21 protein-coding genes, 1 tRNA gene and 1 riboswitch are annotated in these 17825 nt (G+C 47.6%); of the genes, 13 read left to right on the top strand and 9 right to left on the bottom strand.

Annotation, left to right across the window (positions count from 1 at the left end):
* Positions 1-2: 2 nt before the first annotated feature.
* Positions 3-692 (bottom strand): hypothetical protein, encoded by a 690-nt coding sequence (locus PSI9734_RS05970; protein ID WP_173920208.1) that lies wholly within the window; start codon positions 690-692, stop codon positions 3-5.
* A gap of 182 nt (positions 693-874) precedes the next feature.
* On the opposite strand from PSI9734_RS05970, the gene PSI9734_RS05965 reads away from it, so the two are divergent.
* Both PSI9734_RS05965 and PSI9734_RS05960 read left to right on the top strand, forming a co-directional pair.
* On the top strand, positions 875-1777 hold the full coding sequence (locus PSI9734_RS05965; RefSeq protein WP_173920207.1) for a LysR family transcriptional regulator: 903 nt from the start codon (positions 875-877) through the stop codon (positions 1775-1777).
* A 39-nt stretch (positions 1778-1816) separates the two neighbouring features.
* Positions 1817-2533: a ZIP family metal transporter gene (locus PSI9734_RS05960; RefSeq protein ID WP_173920206.1), complete on the top strand. Its 717-nt coding sequence runs from the start codon at positions 1817-1819 to the stop codon at positions 2531-2533.
* Here the strand turns inward: PSI9734_RS05960 and PSI9734_RS05955 are convergent.
* Positions 2524-4155, bottom strand: a complete 1632-nt coding sequence (locus PSI9734_RS05955; RefSeq protein ID WP_173920205.1) for a M28 family metallopeptidase — start codon at positions 4153-4155, stop codon at positions 2524-2526. The genes PSI9734_RS05960 and PSI9734_RS05955 overlap by 10 nt on opposite strands.
* A gap of 60 nt (positions 4156-4215) precedes the next feature.
* A complete protein-coding gene (locus PSI9734_RS05950) occupies positions 4216-5142 on the bottom strand; it encodes a LysR substrate-binding domain-containing protein (RefSeq protein ID WP_173920204.1) in 927 nt (308 codons plus the stop codon).
* Between the two features lie 107 nt (positions 5143-5249).
* Between PSI9734_RS05950 and PSI9734_RS05945 the strand changes: the two genes are divergently transcribed.
* On the top strand, positions 5250-6098 hold the full coding sequence (locus tag PSI9734_RS05945; protein ID WP_173920203.1) for a DMT family transporter: 849 nt from the start codon (positions 5250-5252) through the stop codon (positions 6096-6098).
* 28 nt (positions 6099-6126) lie between these two features.
* Here the strand turns inward: PSI9734_RS05945 and lplAB are convergent, their stop codons facing one another.
* A complete protein-coding gene (gene lplAB / locus PSI9734_RS05940; RefSeq protein WP_173920202.1) occupies positions 6127-7176 on the bottom strand; it encodes a lipoate-protein ligase LplAB in 1050 nt (349 codons plus the stop codon).
* 133 nt (positions 7177-7309) lie between these two features.
* Positions 7310-7427: riboswitch (SAM-I-IV-variant riboswitch) on the top strand.
* 52 nt (positions 7428-7479) lie between these two features.
* Between lplAB and PSI9734_RS05935 the strand changes: the two genes are divergently transcribed.
* The 4 genes from PSI9734_RS05935 (at position 7480) to PSI9734_RS05920 (ending at position 9781) form a co-directional block, all read left to right on the top strand.
* Complete coding sequence (locus PSI9734_RS05935; protein ID WP_173920201.1) at positions 7480-7839, top strand: hypothetical protein; 360 nt, start codon at positions 7480-7482, stop codon at positions 7837-7839.
* 82 nt (positions 7840-7921) lie between these two features.
* Positions 7922-8821 carry a metallophosphoesterase gene (locus tag PSI9734_RS05930; RefSeq protein WP_173920200.1) on the top strand — a complete coding sequence of 300 codons (900 nt, stop codon included), beginning with the start codon at positions 7922-7924 and terminating at the stop codon, positions 8819-8821.
* Positions 8822-8835: 14 nt separating this feature from the next.
* Complete coding sequence (locus PSI9734_RS05925) at positions 8836-9399, top strand: hypothetical protein (RefSeq protein WP_173920199.1); 564 nt, start codon at positions 8836-8838, stop codon at positions 9397-9399.
* Positions 9400-9451: 52 nt separating this feature from the next.
* On the top strand, positions 9452-9781 hold the full coding sequence (locus PSI9734_RS05920) for a zinc ribbon domain-containing protein (RefSeq protein ID WP_173920198.1): 330 nt from the start codon (positions 9452-9454) through the stop codon (positions 9779-9781).
* A gap of 47 nt (positions 9782-9828) precedes the next feature.
* Here the strand turns inward: PSI9734_RS05920 and PSI9734_RS05915 are convergent, their stop codons facing one another.
* The gene (locus PSI9734_RS05915) at positions 9829-10356 is read right to left on the bottom strand and encodes a helix-turn-helix domain-containing protein (protein WP_173920197.1); all 528 of its coding nucleotides are present in this window, start codon (positions 10354-10356) and stop codon (positions 9829-9831) included.
* Between the two features lie 205 nt (positions 10357-10561).
* Positions 10562-11299, bottom strand: a complete 738-nt coding sequence (locus PSI9734_RS05910; RefSeq protein ID WP_173920196.1) for an endonuclease/exonuclease/phosphatase family protein — start codon at positions 11297-11299, stop codon at positions 10562-10564.
* A 217-nt stretch (positions 11300-11516) separates the two neighbouring features.
* On the opposite strand from PSI9734_RS05910, the gene PSI9734_RS05905 reads away from it, so the two are divergent.
* The 5 genes from PSI9734_RS05905 (at position 11517) to PSI9734_RS05885 (ending at position 15488) form a co-directional block, all read left to right on the top strand.
* The gene (locus tag PSI9734_RS05905; RefSeq protein ID WP_173920195.1) at positions 11517-12524 is read left to right on the top strand and encodes a sensor histidine kinase; all 1008 of its coding nucleotides are present in this window, start codon (positions 11517-11519) and stop codon (positions 12522-12524) included.
* Positions 12517-13230 (top strand): LytR/AlgR family response regulator transcription factor, encoded by a 714-nt coding sequence (locus PSI9734_RS05900; protein WP_173920194.1) that lies wholly within the window; start codon positions 12517-12519, stop codon positions 13228-13230. Before PSI9734_RS05905 ends, PSI9734_RS05900 begins: the two co-directional genes overlap by 8 nt.
* Before the next feature lie 32 nt (positions 13231-13262).
* Positions 13263-14111 carry an acyl-CoA thioester hydrolase/BAAT C-terminal domain-containing protein gene (locus tag PSI9734_RS05895; RefSeq protein WP_173920193.1) on the top strand — a complete coding sequence of 283 codons (849 nt, stop codon included), beginning with the start codon at positions 13263-13265 and terminating at the stop codon, positions 14109-14111.
* 387 nt (positions 14112-14498) lie between these two features.
* A complete protein-coding gene (locus tag PSI9734_RS12130; RefSeq protein WP_217420763.1) occupies positions 14499-14594 on the top strand; it encodes a DUF3024 domain-containing protein in 96 nt (31 codons plus the stop codon).
* A gap of 123 nt (positions 14595-14717) precedes the next feature.
* Positions 14718-15488, top strand: a complete 771-nt coding sequence (locus PSI9734_RS05885) for a type IV toxin-antitoxin system AbiEi family antitoxin (protein WP_173920192.1) — start codon at positions 14718-14720, stop codon at positions 15486-15488.
* Between the two features lie 84 nt (positions 15489-15572).
* Here PSI9734_RS05885 and PSI9734_RS05880 read toward each other — a convergent pair whose 3' ends face one another.
* Both PSI9734_RS05880 and PSI9734_RS05875 read right to left on the bottom strand, forming a co-directional pair.
* Positions 15573-16163, bottom strand: a complete 591-nt coding sequence (locus PSI9734_RS05880; protein WP_173920191.1) for a mobile mystery protein B — start codon at positions 16161-16163, stop codon at positions 15573-15575.
* A complete protein-coding gene (locus PSI9734_RS05875; RefSeq protein WP_173920190.1) occupies positions 16163-16630 on the bottom strand; it encodes a mobile mystery protein A in 468 nt (155 codons plus the stop codon). Before PSI9734_RS05875 ends, PSI9734_RS05880 begins: the two co-directional genes overlap by 1 nt.
* A gap of 408 nt (positions 16631-17038) precedes the next feature.
* On the opposite strand from PSI9734_RS05875, the gene PSI9734_RS05870 reads away from it, so the two are divergent.
* Positions 17039-17485 carry a hypothetical protein gene (locus PSI9734_RS05870; protein WP_173920189.1) on the top strand — a complete coding sequence of 149 codons (447 nt, stop codon included), beginning with the start codon at positions 17039-17041 and terminating at the stop codon, positions 17483-17485.
* Positions 17486-17607: 122 nt separating this feature from the next.
* Here the strand turns inward: PSI9734_RS05870 and PSI9734_RS05865 are convergent.
* Positions 17608-17684, bottom strand: a tRNA-Arg gene (locus tag PSI9734_RS05865).
* Positions 17685-17825: the final 141 nt, after the last annotated feature.

Genomic DNA, 17825 nt, shown 5'->3' with positions numbered 1-17825 from the left:
TTTTAATTACCGCCGAAGTTGCCCATTGATGGTAGCTCCATCGGTTTTGCCGGGAGTTCAAATCGAGCAGCGCTGGGCGCCTTAGCGTCGATCGCTGACACGGAAAAGTCATCACCTTGACGAAGTACACCTAAGCCGCGGTCAATGACTAACGACTTCATCTCATTAAAGGCCGCTGGAGGTGCTTCATTAACGGCTTCAATCAGTACTTCGGCCATTGCATACATGGCCTGGGTTAGCTCTGCCACCGCCTGGTTTTCGGTCACCACGACTTCGGTGGTGACGGTTTCACCATCGGTGTGTAGTGCTACCATTTCAAAAACATCACCTTTTATTCCAGCAACAGTTTCCTGGGTTCCGGTTGCCTCAAAGGACTTAATTTCGGCAATTTCGTTATCCCAAAAACTGTCACTTTGAGCTTGATCACCCATCATTGACATCGCTGCGGCCATATCGAACACCATCATACTTCCACCTTGATTAATTACCGTATACAGCTTGCTATCGCGCAAGAGCATGTAGCCTTCACCGTCAGGTGAGTCCATGCGCAGCATTTGGTTTTGTGAAAACTCGATGGTCGCTTCACTACCGTCGGAAATAATAGTGGCACGCCCATCGGCCCATACTTGCGGCGATAAAGCCGTGGTGATAATGATAATGCTGGCAATGAAAAAGTGCTTAATGGTTATCACGTCGTTGTCCTCTCTGATGTGTGGTCGGTTTTTGCACAGTTAACTTTAGAGTATAGCTAGCTTTTGCGATAACGAGTGGTGAAAGTAGGCAAGTCACGCCACATGACTTATGCTAATGAAGCGGTGTTGCCAATGAGTGACATTATGCCGGTCCGACTGGACGAACTAAGAGTGAGAATGTAATGCTGAAAGTGACGCTAGAGCAGTGGCGAATGTTTTACTCGGTGGTTGAATACGGTGGTTTTAATCAAGCCTCTCAGGGCGTGTATAAAAGCCAGTCGAGTATTCACAATGCCGTGGGGAAAATTGAACAATCGTTAGGCGTAAAACTTTTTAAAATTGAAGGTCGAAAGACCGTTCTAACCGAAGCCGGCGAGTTGATGCTGCGGCGAGCAAAGCTTCTGCTTGAAGAGGCCCGAGATGTGGAAGCTATAGCGCTAACCTTAAGTCGCGGCGTAGAAACCTCGTTAAAAATAGCGGTGGACGAAGTATTTCCTCGGGCGCTTTTGTACTCTGCGCTCGAGCAAGTTTCACACCTGTATCCGTTGGTTCAAGTTGAGGTGGTAGAGTCTATATTAAGTGGTTCCAGTGAGCTACTTGCAGACGATGATGTGGAAATTGCTATTTCGCCGTTTCACTCGGGTGCTGGATTCAATGAAAGCCTTTGTCACGTGGTGTTTGTTGCCGTAGCGAGTCCGCTTCATCCGCTGAACACTCTTGAGCGAAAGTTAACGCTAGACGACCTAAAAAGCCATCGGCAAATTGTCGTAAGAGATTCGTCACATGGCGCCAAAGAAAGTCAAGCGAATGATGGGTGGCTGAAGGCTGACAAGCGCTGGACTGTAAGCCACTTTCAAACGTCAATAGATATGATTTGTAAGGGGCTTGGGTTCGCCTGGTTACCGCTTAATTTAATTGAAGAGCAGCTTGAAGGAGGCCGTTTACAGCCGCTTCCGCTGCAAGAAAATGCAAAACGCTATGCACAATTGTACCTCACTTTTAAAGATGGCGATCGCTTAGGCCCAGCAGCCAAGAGTTTTGTTGAAGCATTGCGCGTGCAATGCCAAAGCTTACCGGAAGCATAGAACAGAAATTTCCAAAGCTATAAACGAATGAGGTAAACCATGTCTGATATTGTTGTGGTGATTATTTTCTCATTATGTGCCGGCCTTGCTATGCCGGTAGGGGCGCTTTTTGCGCGCTTTGATCAACTCCATCCGGCATGGTTAAAGTCCGAGTGGCGGCATTTTATTGTTGCCTTTGGTGGCGGTGCGTTAATTTCCGCCATAGCGCTTGTATTGGTGCCCGATGGTAGCGCGAACCTGCCGATATTACCGGCAGCACTGCTGTTTCTTGGCGGCGGTGTCGCCTTTTTTCTGCTTGATATTCAGCTGGCAAAAAGCAAAAGTTCGGCCGGCCAGATGGTGGCCATGCTATCTGACTTCCTACCTGAAGTGATTGCGTTAGGTGCTGCGTTCGCAACAGGGCAGAATACCGGTATTTTACTTGCGGTACTGATTGTGTTGCAAAACTTACCCGAAGGCTTCAACGCGCTAGAAGAGATTGCTGAACACTCACGCTATTCTGCGAACAAAATTGTCGCCCTATTTGCCGCTATGGCCTTATTAGGCCCACTTGGAGGTCTTGCAGGCTATTTTTGGCTGGCCGATAGCCCAATGATACTGGGCGGTATTATGTTGTTTGCCAGTGGTGGCATTTTGTACCTAGTATTTGAAGATATAGCGCCGCAAGCCAAGCTCACTAATGCATGGATGCCGGCTCTTGGCGCTGTATTAGGCTTTCTACTGGGACTGATCGGACATATGTTAATTCATCGCTGATCTTCCATGCGACGGGTTTTGAAATCAGACTCAGCCTGCCATTTTGGCCAGTCACCATTGTTGGCGAGTTGCGCTGCGATGTCGACAATAAGCTCAATGTCTTGCTGCATGCCGTCAAGAGGCCAATCTGGTGCATAAACGTCGGTCACTTTGTGATACTTGTGCGTGATGTAATCGGGGTCCGTATCACCCAAACTCATGAACAGTAAGCTCGGCACGCCTTGTTTGGCCAACGAAAAATGGTCCGACCGAAAGAACAGACCATTTTGCGGCCGTGGGTCCATTTTAACGGTTCGATTCTGCGCTTTGGCCGCGGCAGCTAAATAGTCTTCCATTTCCGAGAGTCCGTTACCGTACTGCAATATGTAGTCGGTTTCGTGTAATACGTTCATACCGTCAATATTTAGTAAGGCCACCATTTGCGACGTGGGTACAACGCTGCCGTTGGCAAATTGTTCAGAGCCAATTAAGCCCGTTTCCTCAGCGGTGAAATTGACAAAAATAAGCGACCGTTTAAAGGGTTCTTGCGCGTGCATATTAGCCATTATTCGCGCAATTTCTAAGGTCGCGGCAGTTCCTGTGGCATTGTCCACTGCACCATTGAAGACCATTGGTCCATCGGCGCCTTCCTTAGTACCGAAATGGTCCCAGTGGGCACTGATAATCACATATTCGTCAGGTTGCTCGCTACCAGTAAGTTGCGCCACCACATTATGTGATTTTGCCATATCAAGCTCGTTACGTAACTTTAGGTTCGCTTGACTATTAAGTGCCACCGCCTTGAAATCAGGTGTTAAAGCGTGTTCTTTCATTTGCGCGTAATCGAAGCCCGCTTGTGCAAAAATTGCCTGTGCTGCGTCAACATCGATCCAACCCATGATCGGTAGCTGTGACGCATTGTTCGTGTCATCGACTAACGCATATTTGCTACCCGTGTTTGAACTTTCCACGACACTCCATGGGTAGGCTGCTGGCGCGGTCTCGTGCACAATAAATACCGCCGAGGCGCCTTGACGCGCTGCTTCTTCATATTTATAGGTCCAGCGGCCATAGTAGGTCATGGCGTTACCGGTAAAAAGATTGTCGTCTTGAGTGGCGAAGCCTGGGTCGTTCACCAACACAATTAAGGTTTTACCTTCAACGTCAACGTCGGCAAAGTCGTTCCATTGGTGCTCAGGCGCATTAATACCGTAGCCCACAAATACCACGTCGGAGTCTTCGAGGTTAACAAGGTGCTTGATTTGTTGAGTGCGGGCGGTGAAATCGCTACCGGCATCGAAGGTCAGATCGCCAATCTGAAGTTTCATCGACTGATCAGGGGTGATTTTGGCCATTTCAACGGGTTGAAGGAAGTCACCGCTGACAGCGCCTACTAAGCCAGCCTGCTGGTATGCGTCGGCGAGATAGTTAATGGTTAATGTCTCGCCCTCTGTTAAAGGGCCGCGACCGCCAAATTCATCAGATGCCAGCACTTTAATATCTTCATGAAGATTCTCAAGACTCACTGACACCGAGCTGGTTTGGGCGTTAGGCTGCGCCTTTTCGGTGGTTTCTGACGGTGCTTTCGAACACGCACTGAGCGTTAAGCTCAATGCCAATAAACTAGCTACTGATTTATTCATAGTGACATCAACTCATTTCGGTGGGCCTTATTAGACTATAGAGGATGAGCCGCTTCAGTTCTAGCTTAATGGACTGCTGGTGATGCCTAGCCAGCGGCCACTACAAAGCGAACTTAGCCAGTCGCGCAGTGCTTCGTGTGATGGATTCTGCTGATAGGCTTCAGGATAAATAAAGTAGAAACTATCGTCGGTACGAATGCGGTGAAAGGGCAATTCGAACAGCTCACTTTCACGCTCACGAGCGGTGGTCATGAACTCATTTAACAAGGCGATGCCTTGACCGTATTTTGCTGCTTCAGCGGCAAGTAGCAAATGGCTAAAGTGATGCACTTTCGTGCCTGCAGGAATACTCGGCATACCGAGTGCACTAAACCACTCTTGCCAATCGTGCCCTGGTGCACCAGAAGCAAAGGTTGAGGCTGCAGAGAGTAACGGATACTTGGCTAAGTCGTGCGGCTGTTCCAGTTCGCGTACTTCCTGCCAGAGACTTGGTGCGCAATAGGGTTTGAGGGTTTCATCGTAAAGATGGCACCGAATGAAGCCGGTACGCGGCGGGCGCGTGGTTATGAAGCAGTCTGCGGTTCGGGTATCAAAGTCTCCGTCGTTGGTGAGGATCTGTAACGACAGCTCAATATTAGGAAAACGCTGGCGAAACTCATCAATGGCAGGAATGATCCACTTCACAGCGAGAGAGCCAAACAGCGCCAGCCTTAAACGGCCATCGGTGCCGCTTTTGATACTCGATGATGCCAGTTGAATGGTTTCAATGGGGGCTTGTATTTTGTCTAAAAAGCTACGCCCGACAGCGGTCAGTTGTAGGCTACGACCGCGCCGAATAAACAACGGGTGAGCGAGGTAGTCTTCGAGTAGCTTAACTTGGTGACTGACCGCGCTTTGGGTCACAAATAGTTTGTCGGCCGCCTTGGAAAAACTGCCAGACTTAGCAACTTCGGTGAAGTAATGAATTGCGCGAAACGGAACGGTCATTAGTATCGATATACCTCATATCAAGCTGAATATATATCATTTTAAATAATACAATGATGGAAGTAAAATCGCGCCTTCATTGACCAGACGAGAATCGAGGAGGCGTTATGGATCGGACCGTTATTCAAGCAGTGGTCATGCTCATTTTCGGAAATAACGTAGCTATTCTATCTGACTCAATGATCAAGCTTTTGGGGAGTCACGATGCGCCTTTCATGTTTGCCTTTATGCGCCAGCTTAGTGCGTTAGTGTTACTTTTACCCTTTATGTTATGGCTGCGTAAGCCACTGAAGCCATCACAACTACGTTGGCATATGGTCAGATCACACATTTGGCTCATCGGTTCATTATGTATGGTGCTGTCGTTAACGACCTTACCGTTGGCAACCGCAAATGCTGTGTTTTATGCGGCACCTCTATTAACGGTGATCTTGGCGGTACTGTTCTTTCGCGAACGCGTTTCGTTCCTTGCCTTGATGGCATCGGTACTGGGCCTTTGTGGGGTACTTGTGATCGTCAACCCCGGCGAGGTAAACGGCTTTGTTGTTGCGGCCTTAGTCGTCGCGTTTTCTTTAGCGGTCAATAATTTACTGATTAAAAAGCTGCCGGCGCATCATGGTGTACTGGAAACCTTGTTTTATACCTCAGTGTTCGCATTGCCGCTCGGTGCGATAGGCGCCTTGCTGGAAGGGGCATCATGGAATTGGCAAATGCTTGGCCTAGCGTTAGGCTCAAGTGTTTTTGTTTTGGTGTATGCGGCAACGTGCGTATTTGCCTACCGCGCTGCGCAAAGTAATGTTGTATCGAGCGCCGAATACACGGGCTTGGTCGGGGCTGTAGTGGTCGGTATTATCTTTTTTGCTGAGCAGCCCGAAATGCGCTTCTATATAGGTGCAACGCTGATTATTGTGCCGCTAGTGTTACTAACTACCTTACAACGAGAGCGGCCAGCCTAGCCGCTCTTATCGTGTTTGCACTGATGCCTTAGCTGACCTTGTACAGCCATTCGTCGGAAAGAAACTTATGCGTTACAAGGTCTTTTGCTGCGTCCAGTTCATGAGCTAAGTAGTCACCGTTCTGGGTGTTGTAAATGGCCGCAAACTGACGCATGAAAGCATCAATAATTTCATCTCGAGCTAGACCGGTTTGGCTACGCATCGGGTCAACCCGTTTATTGGCACTGGTAATGCCTTTGTCAGAGAGTTTTTCCCGTCCAGTACGTAATACCTGCAGCATTTTATTAGCGTCGATATCATAGGCGAGGGTAGCGTGGTGAACCACAACGCCGTTCGCAAAACGCTTTTGCGCGGCACCACCAATTTTACCCTCCGTTGAGGCGATATCGTTCAGTGGCACATAGTGCGCCTTGATACCGACCTCGGCGAGTGCCGAAATCACCCATGCATCTAAGAATTGATACGACTTTTCGATACTCATGCCGTCGACTAACGAGGTGGGCACGGTAAGCGAGTAGGTAATACAGTTACCTGGTTCCATAAACATGGCACCGCCACCGGTAATACGGCGCACGACATTAACTTGCTCGGCTTGCGCCGCGGCCATATCTACTTCATTTTTCACCGATTGAAAGGAGCCGATAACCACCACGCGGTCATCCCAGTCCCAGAATCTTAGTGTCGGCCCACGCTCACCTTTAGCGACTGAGTTTGCAATGACCTCATCTAAGGCTGCATGTTGCGCAGCTGGGAGTGTTACTGGCGGAATTAACTCAAAGGTATGATCAAGCCAGCTACTGGCTTTACCCAAGGCGCGACGTACGACCGTGGCAACCGCTTCGGCAGAGAAGCCAAACATCACAACATCGTCGTCTAATGCCTCGGCCACGGCCGTTGTAATCACTTTATGACTGGCATCGCTGGGGAGGCCAAGTAAGGCTTGGTTGATACTAGCAAGGGCCGAGTCGGGCTCGAGGAAAAAGTCACCCGAGATACTGGCGTGACTGATACTTTTGTTCGCTACTTCAATGTCGGCCACGACCAGTTTGCCGCCAGGAACTTTATATTCGCCGTGCATCACTCCACCTTTGTGCGTTAGTTAGGTTTACCTAGCAGTTTACGGGGGAATACGATCGTACGCAAAGTACGATGTATGAAATGGCGAGGGTGATAATACTTGTAGACGTCTAGACGTCTATATGCTATCGTCAGTACCGCATTAAGAGAAGAGCAACGCTCTCGCCAACCTGCCTGTCTGGGCAAGGTGGTCACCAAGCAACGGCTTGGGATGTGCCTGACAAAGTATCACCAGGAACCTTCAGACGCATTGTGTTGCTCTCTTTATTTGCACCTTTTAACCGCAAATATTGGAGACGAAGAAATGAGCCACCCTCACAACTATAGCCTTGAAACAGCCCCAAAGGCCTACCTTGAACGTGTTTTTATCAGTAGCCGCCCTCGGCAGATCACCTTCGCGGCACTTATTGGCCCTTACCGTTTACATGTGCTTGATATCACCCAGCACTATACGTCGTTAAAGGCTGGAAACGGCGAGCCATTTATCGCGCAAGCTATTACCAGCGATCGCAACGGAATCCACGGTGTCTATGGGCCCATCAAGCACTATCTTCTCATTATCGACCAACAACCCGTGGCGGTTTATGACACCGACGGGCGCTATATTTCCGCTGCTGACGATGAAAAACCATGTCCAGCCCGTGCCTCAGTGCATATTGGCTGATTCCAGTGCGACGGTACGTGTCGAAGACACAGAGCAGAGTGATCGACAGCAGCTGAAAACAACCCAGAAAAACGGAGTATTAATGTACGACATTATTGGAGATATTCATGGGCACGCTGACGAACTTGAAGCGTTGCTCAGCAAAATGGGGTATCGGGAAAGTAACGGCGTTTATCGTCATCCTGAGCGAATCTTAGTTTCAGTCGGAGATTTAATCGATCGGGGGCCGCAGCAGCAGCGCTCAGTTGAAGTCATAAAGCGCATGTGCGAAGCAGACTCTGCTGTTTGCATCATGGGCAATCATGAATTTAATGCAGTCGCTTGGGCCACAGAAGACGAAGATGGCAACCACTTGCGAGAACACTCAGATAAAAACTTTGATCAACATCAGGCTTTCCTAAACGAAGCAACGCAAGATGCAGGTTGGTACAGCGATACCATCGAGTGGTTTAAAACCTTACCCATCTATTTGGATTTGCCTGAGCTGCGCGTCGTGCATGCGTGTTGGCACGAACCCTCGTTATCGGTACTAGATGACTATGCTTCTGATGGCGTGCTTCATTCCGATGCATGGAGCGCTGCGAATACCAAAGGTCATGAACTTTATGACGCAATAGAGGTGCTTTGCAAAGGCTGGGAAGTACCACTTCCTCCGGGCTATTCATTTTTAGACAAAGATAAAAACGAGCGAACTGAGATTAGAACCAAGTGGTGGAGAGAGGATGATCGCAGCTACAGAGCGCTTGCGGTTGGCGTTGAAGATCCATCAAACCTGCCGGAACACCAAGTGCCAGGGGACACGATGCCGGGTTACGACAACCAGAAGCCCCTATTCATAGGTCACTATTGGATGAAAGGGCGCCCGAGCCTGCAATCAAAATCAATTGCCTGTGTCGATTGGTCTGTAGCAGACAATGGAAAAATGGTGGGCTACAGATTAGATGACGCTGGTCTTTGTGATTCAAAGTTCTACTCGGTTTGAAGGGGAGGTGACGAGTGAAAAATAAACAGCACTATTTCTTGCAAGATTTACTCAAGGGACGTTTGAAGATCCTCGTTCATGGCTGGCTGTTTCCTGAAGAATATGACTTCATGGGAGACTCAATCTCTGACGCAAAGGATCGGCGGCGCGGCATCAACCCGATGTCAGAAGAGTACACCAACAAAGTAAACGAGCGACGTCGGCAACTGGGAGTGTCGCCTTTGGGGGGTGACGGACAAGACAAGGCCGCTGGTAGCAGTGACTATGCTGAAAAAATAGCTCAACAAGAGCTCAGCAAAGCTGAAGACTTGTTCTCAAGCTACCTCTCTGAGGCTTTATATGAGCTCGACCTGGCAAACACATGCTGTAAAGAGAATGAGTGTTTCGATGAGTACGACCGAATTGCGAGAACGGTCATCGATGCCGAAAAGGACGGCTGCCCGTTTACCAAAGCGCTTCCCGACGTAATGGTTACGTCGTTTGGGCGAGATGCATTTGACCACAGAACGTTTAATACGATGAATGAAACTGTGGTTAAAGAGGTTGCTCGCCTAATAGCAATAAATATCGAGACTTGAACATTTCCACTAAGTTGACCATGCTTCCAGTAAATGCATAAGAGGTAATGCTATGGCTATCGAGAAATGTCCAGAATGCGAAGATCAAGTGCTAGATAACAACTACAGCTGTCCTGCTTGTGGCTATGTGAAATCCGATAAACCTGCGCAACAAAAGCATCCTAAACAAAGCAAAATAACCACGAAAAACACGTCGAAAAGCCTGCAAATAGAAGGCGTTGTAGCGCTGATTTTGGTGGTGGTTGGCTTGCTATGGTTTTACCTCACTGGCGACGACTATGAACAACGCAATGAGCTAAATATTTTAGCGCTACTCACGTTCGTTGTGGGCTTTGTTTGGTATATGGTCGTTCGTTTTCGAATTTGGCGCGAGCACGACTGACTGCCGATGAACGGCGGCTTGCCGATTTTGATAACCTACACACCTTTTTAGCGAGGCATAGCTTGCGAGCGGTCTAAACTCGGCATAGCCAAGAAATAAAGCACTAAAAGTCCACCAAACGGCACGAGGTACATCCATTGCCACCAGATACTCTGACCGGCGTCTCTTAGGCGGCGGGTTGAAACTGCCAAGAAAGGAACGAGCAAAATAATTGCGATAATGCTCGCCAGTACGGTATGTACTGTTTCCGCAAGCGCAAGCATTAAGACAAAAAATAAGAAAAACCACCAAAACTCATAACGCCCAGAGCGAGCCAGGAAGTTATCGAAATTTTTAAGTGTCTTGAGTACGCTCGCTGCTGCGCCTTGTGGGCTATTTTCCAGCGGGCGCAGCAATGCATCGACGCTGACTTCAAAGACCGCAGCCAATGCTTTTATGGTTTCTGGCGATGCGCTGCCTCTTTTCTCAAGTCGCTGAATAGTTCTTAAATTTACCCCACATAACTCACTCAACTGCTCTTGTGACCAGCCCTTCTCAGCGCGTAGCTGTTTTACTTTTTCGCTATTAATAGTCATGCGGTAGTCAGCCCTTGATTAAAACTAATTGATGACTTAGAAAATACCACAATTTACAAAAACCACTACGGCATTTGTGCGGCAGTTTGCCGACAGTAGTTGAATTTGCGGCCTGCTTTGAAAAGGCGAACTTTAAGAATATTGAGACTGTTTAGTGAAAGCTGGTAAGTCCATTTTCGCGCGATCACGACTAAATCGCATGCTGCTATAACTTAAACCGCGCATAGAGAGGGTTATGGTCGGATACCGTGCTGGTATCGACCGCGGCCGTTTCTTGCAGGGTAAGGTCGCGATAGAAAATGAAATCGAGCGGGTGTTGCCGATAGGTTTTGATAAGGTGCGGGTCAACCATAATCGCCTGGCGCAGACCAATGCTGCGACAGAATTGCAGCAAGCGTAAGCGGCGTTGCCGGCTCCACACGTTAAAGTCACCCGCCACGATGAGCGGGCCTTGGTGCCCTAATAGTTCCGTTTTAATAAGGTCGATCTCTTTAGAAAACTGCTTTGTGCTGACAAAATTAACGGCATGCACGTTGACGACTAACAAAGAACCACCCTCTGCCAACGCGTGATGCGAGAGCATGTAACTTTTATGCGTTGCGAACATACCCTCGCGCTTGTTGCTTAGTCGCGGCTGAGCTTCGGCGAAGGCATATTGGCTAGCGGTGAGGACGCCATATGTCGACCGTCGCGTTTGCATATTCGGCGCCACAGCATAAGACCAATGCGGTAACAACCAATTCTCTTTAGCACTCAGCTTGGCTTCTTGGAGCAATAAAAATAAACAAGGGTAATCAGCTAAAGTGTGTGCGAGCGCCCGTTGAAACTTAAGTGTTTCGGTCAACTTCTGGGTATTCCAGCACAGCACGCCGAAGTCTTCACCATCGGCAATCGGATGCTCATGAATGAACTGTTGGGGGACCACAATCTTAGGTTTAAGCACGTTCTCGCCTTTCTAAAAGTGCCGGCGCTTATTACGCCATCTTCGTATAGGCTAAGACACTGATTGAGTGTAACAGGTTCACTATACGAGTGAATCGCCTATTTCTTTATATGGCTGACAGTTCAACACGTTAATTTAACCATTCAGTCAGAAACTCAGTGACACTCAGCTTCAGGGCTTTAATAATGTCTGCATAACCAAAGCAGCGGACATATCGATGCCGGAACTCACTAAAAAAGAACTGTTTATTGCATTACTCGGGTTAAGCTTTATCAGTGCTACTATTACCTTTCTCGATTGGTGGCAACGAGGGCAGGCTGGAACCAGTGACGCTCTGTTAGCTGGAGTTGTTGCGATTGTTTTCCTATTTTGGGTACCCATTTCTTCGGCCATATTCGCTATCAAAAGGCTTGGCATCAAGAATATTCTCTATGAGTTACTTCTATGGTTTGGTTGCTTTTATATCGGCTATCGAATCTGGGGTTTTGCTCTGGCAGGCATTTACTCAGCTGTTAACTTTGGTTGGCTTGATGTCTTTTTCATGTCAATTCCCTGGGCTATTGGAACCTATATTCTTTATCGCGCCTATAGAGCCTACAAAGCATTACAAATCGAACGTTTGCTGCGCCAGCACGCTGAGTTGAATCAACTCAAGCATGCTTTGCATCCTCATTTCTTGTTTAACAGCCTTAATACGTTAACGGCTTTCATTACGTCGAATCCGGAAAAAGCAGAGCTGTTGACTGACGATTTAGCGTCCGTGCTGCGACATATCCTCGACACCAATAATGTCGATACTATCAGCCTCAAGCATGAATTAATGATATTACAAAAGTGGCTAAATATTGAGCTGGCTAGGCTCGGTGACGATTTGAAGATAGATATAGACATTGATGAAGCAATTCTGGATGTGCAAATTCCACCGTTTTTGTTGCAGCCACTGCTGGAAAACTCAATTAAACATGCCACCCAGTTTCCAATTGAGTTGACTTTAAAATACAAAACTCATGGCAGTGCTCTGCAGATCATTATCCGCGATAATGGTCCCGGTTTTCCTGATGCAATGCTGACGAGTCAACCTGACGATCTAAAGCATTCGGGAGTCGGTTTGAGTACAACCATCCAACGGATTGGGCTTATGCGTCACGCTAATATCCAGCTGTCGAATGACCCAGAGTCTAAGGGAGCGGTTGTCACTATCAGCTTGGAGTCCAATCATGGTTAATACCCTTTTTATCGTTGACGATGAATATGCAAGCAGACTGAAGTTGAATCAGCTTATAAGTCCATTACCCGAGTGGCGTATTGAAGCCGAGCTAAGGTCCGGAGAGGAGCTTTTTCAGCGTCTTTCAGAGTCTCAACCCGATGTCATTTTACTCGATATTAATATGCCAGGCCTAAGTGGAATCGATGTTCTGTCGCAATTAAACCAGCAACACTGCACTAGTGAAGTTATCTTTACAACGGCACACAGTCGTTATGCCGTTGAAGCTTTCAACGGTGCCGCCGCTGATTACGTTCTCAAACCGATTAATCTACAACGACTTCAGCTCGCACTTGAACGAGTCGCTGAGCGACTGCGGCTAAAACGAGCCCAAACGCTGCCACAAACATTGATTAGTCAGGTCGGGCAACGTATGAGAAACGTAAGAATTGAGGATATCGATGCCATTATTATCGACAACGGCACGCAAGTGGCCCATTGCGGTTCGCAGACTTACCCTCTAGACAAGACATTAACTGAGCTGGAGCAACAACTGCCAGCACACTTTTTTCGTGTCCATCGTGGCGCAATCATTAATCGGCTTCGATTGAGCGAAGCCGAGCGCTGGCTTAATGGGCGCTTGCTCTTACGATTTATTCACTCCGAGCTGGAAGTATTAACCAGCCGTAATGGCGCACGCCAACTAAAAAAGCACTTAACGATGTAGTGCTTAACCCTAAAAAATAATAAGGAACAACAATGAAAAAATTAATAACACCATTTTTACTGGTGGGGGCTCTTGCGTCCTGCGAAAACGCACCACAACCTGATTTATACACCAATTACATTAGCGACGGCGTAGCACACCCGTTAGTCATCTTGGTAGGGGGAAGTGACGGTGGTAATTACTTTGCTAATCCAACTATGAAGCCGTTGATGGATAGATATCACGATTATGGATTCTCTGTCGCATCAATGGGCTACTTTGATACAGCGGGAACGCCCGATAGCCCTATTGAGCTGTCTTTAAACGAAATTGACGCGCGTATTAAGGCAATAACTGAAGACCCGAGTATTAAAGGGCAGTGTGTTGCACTTCTCGGTTTTTCAAAAGGTGCAGAATTATCTTTGTTGCTTGGCAGTCATTTTAATACGATTAATCACATCGTCGCTGCATACCCGAGTCATGTTGCCTGGAATGCAGTGAAAACGCCGATGAGCTACTCCAGCTGGAGCATCGATGGACAGCCACTACCTTACATTGAGGCCCCTTTATTATCCTTTGATATGCTATCCGGTATTTTTACCGGCGAGTACCGAGCTGCTTTTACTGACGCTTTATCGGAAGCTTCCGCAAAAGATTTACACGCTGCTGCTATTCCTGTCGAGAAGATCAAGGGTTCGGTCACGCTGGTTTCAGCAAAGCAAGACCAAATTTGGCCTTCATTCGAAATGGCTAATAAAATTGAGCAAAGGCTGTCAGAGACAAGCTATGAGCAACCCGTGTTGCATGTCGCTTTGGATGGAGGCCATTACAGTTATAACAAGGAAACAATGGATACTGTCTTGACTCACCTAAAACGTGTCATGGGCCCAGAATGTAACTAAGTATAAGGCCAGCAAGTTAGCTGGCTTTAACTGCACTGACTAAGAATAAATTGCCAGATAATATTAGTAGTGGCCGCTAAGGGCTGTGATTTTAAGTTGACCTCAACTCTTGAACAAGGAATTCATAGAATTTGAAAAGAGAGTCTGCTCAAAGCGTTTAATGGCGCGAGAAGGCAGCAACCGTGCAGGCCAAGTAATAAAACGATCTCAGGAATAATTTAACGAGGCCATTTAGCCAGACGTTCGGCTACTGAACCTCCTGTATAAATCGGATGTATTTGGTTAAAATCACGCTTTCTTTTCCTGCTTTAGGTAATCTGCCATGGCAAAACCCTTCTGAAACCATGGAGCTGCCGGTCGCAAAAACAACCTACGTAAAAACGCAAAATTTGGCATGCTTATGAGCCAAAACCAAAGGTGAAGCGACTTAGTGAGTTTTTAAAGCTTGTGAAAGAAGATCGGTATGCTTGTTTCTTTGGTTAAGCATCAATCCACAACCAGCCTCGCAGTTTAAAATTTGCTTTCGTTACGCACTAATAGCGCCAAAATATAAAATAATATAAACTCAGGGTTAACCAGGTTTATAAATTATAGTAGGTTAGCACTATGAGTACCGAATCATCATCTAAATTAAACAAACTACTCAGAGACCAACCCGCCGGGGTTGTGCTTTGCTCTGCCTGGCTTGTTGATAATGGTTACAGCAACGATCTGCAAAAGCGTTATAAGAACAGCCAGTGGTTTGAATCTGTCGGTACGGGCGCATTAATCCGTTACGGCGACCAGGTCGACTATCTGGGGGCTGTCTATGCACTGCAAACCCAACTGGGTCTGTCCGTCCATCCAGGGGGTAGGACTGCATTAGCATTGCAGGGCAAATCACACTACTTAGAGCTCTCTCCAAAACATGCGCAACTGTTTGGCGATCAGGGTGAGCATTTACCGCTTTGGTTCAAGAAACGGGACTGGGGTCTTACGATAAAATGTACGCTCACCAATTTCCTAGCGCCGGAGCTTGGTTTGATCGAACTATCGCATAAGCAATTTAAAGTGAAGGTATCCGACCCTGCACGCGCAATCATGGAATGTTTATACCTCGCACCAAAGTCACAATCGTTAACTGAAGTCTATGAGTTAATGGAGGGGCTGAACAACCTACGACCGGCATCCGTGCAAAAACTGCTTGAAGCCTGCAAATCAATCAAGGTTAAACGCCTGTTTCTTTATATGGCTGACAAAGCGAATCACGACTGGGTGCGTTACCTCAATTTAGACAACGTGGACCTAGGCTCCGGTAAGCGCTCGATAGTAGCTGATGGTGTTTATGTCGCGAAGTATCAGATCACAGTGCCAAAAGAACTGGAGGCAGTGGTATGAATGACGCCTATAAAGGACAAGTGAAGCTGCTTCTGGGTGACGCTCGACCAACCGCTTTAGCAAGGCGTGTTAGACTTACTACACTTAAATAGCGGTCTCAACGAAAGTAAAAAGTGGCTGGAAATCGCCAGCATCAGCAGCGCGAAGGGCGGCAATATAATCTTCACGGCGTTCATTGTCAGCTTGTAAATCGAAGCCGCTAGCCCAAGCAATAGGTGGATGGTTGTATACTTCTTCAAGCATGATGTCGGCTGCAATACGCGCGTGCCGTCCGTTGCCGTTAGGAAATAGATGAATCTGTACCAACCGATGATGAAAACGAGCCGCCGCTTCCAGAGGCGAAAAAGTCTGATGCTCCGCCCAATAGCTTGCGTTGGCGAGAAGCATGCGCAACTGCACAGCAATTTGAAGTGGATCTATACCAATATTTTTTTCCGTAAGTCGATACTCACCGGCCCATACCCAAACATCTCCGAAAAGCTTTTTGTGTAAAATCCTTATAAAACCATCATCAAAGACAGAACCGCTACGCCTTCGAGATATCCAGGTAAGGCCTTGCTCGATATTGGCCTGCTCCAATTCATCTAGCTCTCCTCGAGTCGCAACGTGTTTAAACTTTAGGCCCCGAATTTCATCGGGATCAAGCGGAGTTGCTCCATCCGGCTCTTCAAGCATTATTTAACTTTCCAGAAGTCAGCGGGCATATCCCGGATGAGCTCATTTGCGAGGTCATCAATACGCTGCGCCGTTTGCTCGCTCGTCAAAGATTGTTTCTCCAATGCCATATGGGCACTAGCTCGTTTAATGCGGTCTTCTGCTTTGCGACGCGCCTGCTTCTGAATAATATCTGAGACTGCTCCGTTCTCAGGCACAATGGCATAAACGAAACGCCCACCCATTGCCTCGGCAAACTTTTGCATCTGTTTGATTGTAATGGCTCCATCAGTCTCGTTACGCTCAGCTTGATAGATGGCATTACGGCTAACCCCTGCCCGAATTGCAACTTGTGCCCCAGACATGCCCAAAGCCTTTCGCAGCACAGAAAGCCACCCCTCAGGTGGCTTCCTTAGAGATACAAGCTGCTTCGCAGCGATATCTACTATCTGTACATATTGTTTTTTAACTGTTTTCTTAACACTCATTGTATATTATCTCATTGACTAAAATCGGCAAATTGCACATTAAACAATATTCAAAAATGACCATATTGTCAATCAATTGATATACTTTACGATGAGTGGTTATCGGTCTACTCCATGCTATGGCAAGAAAATGTCTAGCTGGTAAGTGGCGATTCACACGGTATCTATGGGCCCATCAAACATTACCTTCTCATTATCGATAAAAAACCGGTCGCGTTATATGACACTGACGGCCGTTACATAGGTCCTGCAGGAGATGAGCGTCCAACCGCAGCACATGGCCACGCACGCGTGCTAGGAAGCAACTCAACGATATGCTGCAATATTTAGCGTTCAGCAATCAACAGGCTACAGACTCTATGGGAGTTCGCGTTCGAGATTTGCAGTTAAAGAAGAAGTTCGAAAGCATTGCCAGCGGTTTGTCAGAGGAACAGAGAAAAAGAGATTGCTTTTCTCGATGCTTTAGATAAAGCACAACAAAGCATTACCGGTTATGCAAAGCAACGTAATCGCTACCTCGTGATAGGGGAACTACCAAGAACATTTGGTCAACAGCTTTGGACGGGGGCCAAGGTGCATATTGAGGAGGGCGAGCTTAACTACCGGAATAACGGTTCTCGTATGTGGATTACGCTTCCCGCACCTCACGCAAACGTTGCCTTAGCGGTATTCTTGGGTATTTGGGACGCCGCCAAAGACCAAGCGGATTACATGATCAAGTATGAAGCTATATTCGGTGAGGCTTATTGCGTGCTTGATGATTGGAAGGTACGGTTGATGGAGAAGCTAAATTGGTACTTTGTCTTTTTCGTTGTCCTGTCCCAAAAGACAAAACCATGTCCCAGGACACCATAAAAAGACAAAACGACAGCCCCAAGACAAATCAGCGAAATTTACAAAAGTGTGGGACTAACTGTGGGACTTTTTGAGTTATCGGCACTATAAAGACGCGAAGGCGCGCCACAGGCCTGTAAAAATGGCGCACCCGACAGGAGTCGAACCTGTGACCTCTGCCTCCGGAGGGCAGCGCTCTATCCAGCTGAGCTACGGGTGCGCATCAAATAAGAAGTGTAAGTGCTTGCGAACAAGCAGGCGTGGATTCTAGGGAAAAATGGACGCATTGTCTACCCACTTCGTCGATTAATCGCTTGTTTTAGCTCTGCTTGTGGGGCATGTTAAGGCCCCGTTGTCAGTG

It is taken from the genome of Pseudidiomarina piscicola, assembly GCF_902806985.1.
Lineage (GTDB): Bacteria > Pseudomonadota > Gammaproteobacteria > Enterobacterales > Alteromonadaceae > Pseudidiomarina > Pseudidiomarina piscicola.
The sequence above is the reverse complement of the archived record's forward strand: the minus strand, read 5'-3'. Positions and strand labels throughout refer to the sequence as shown.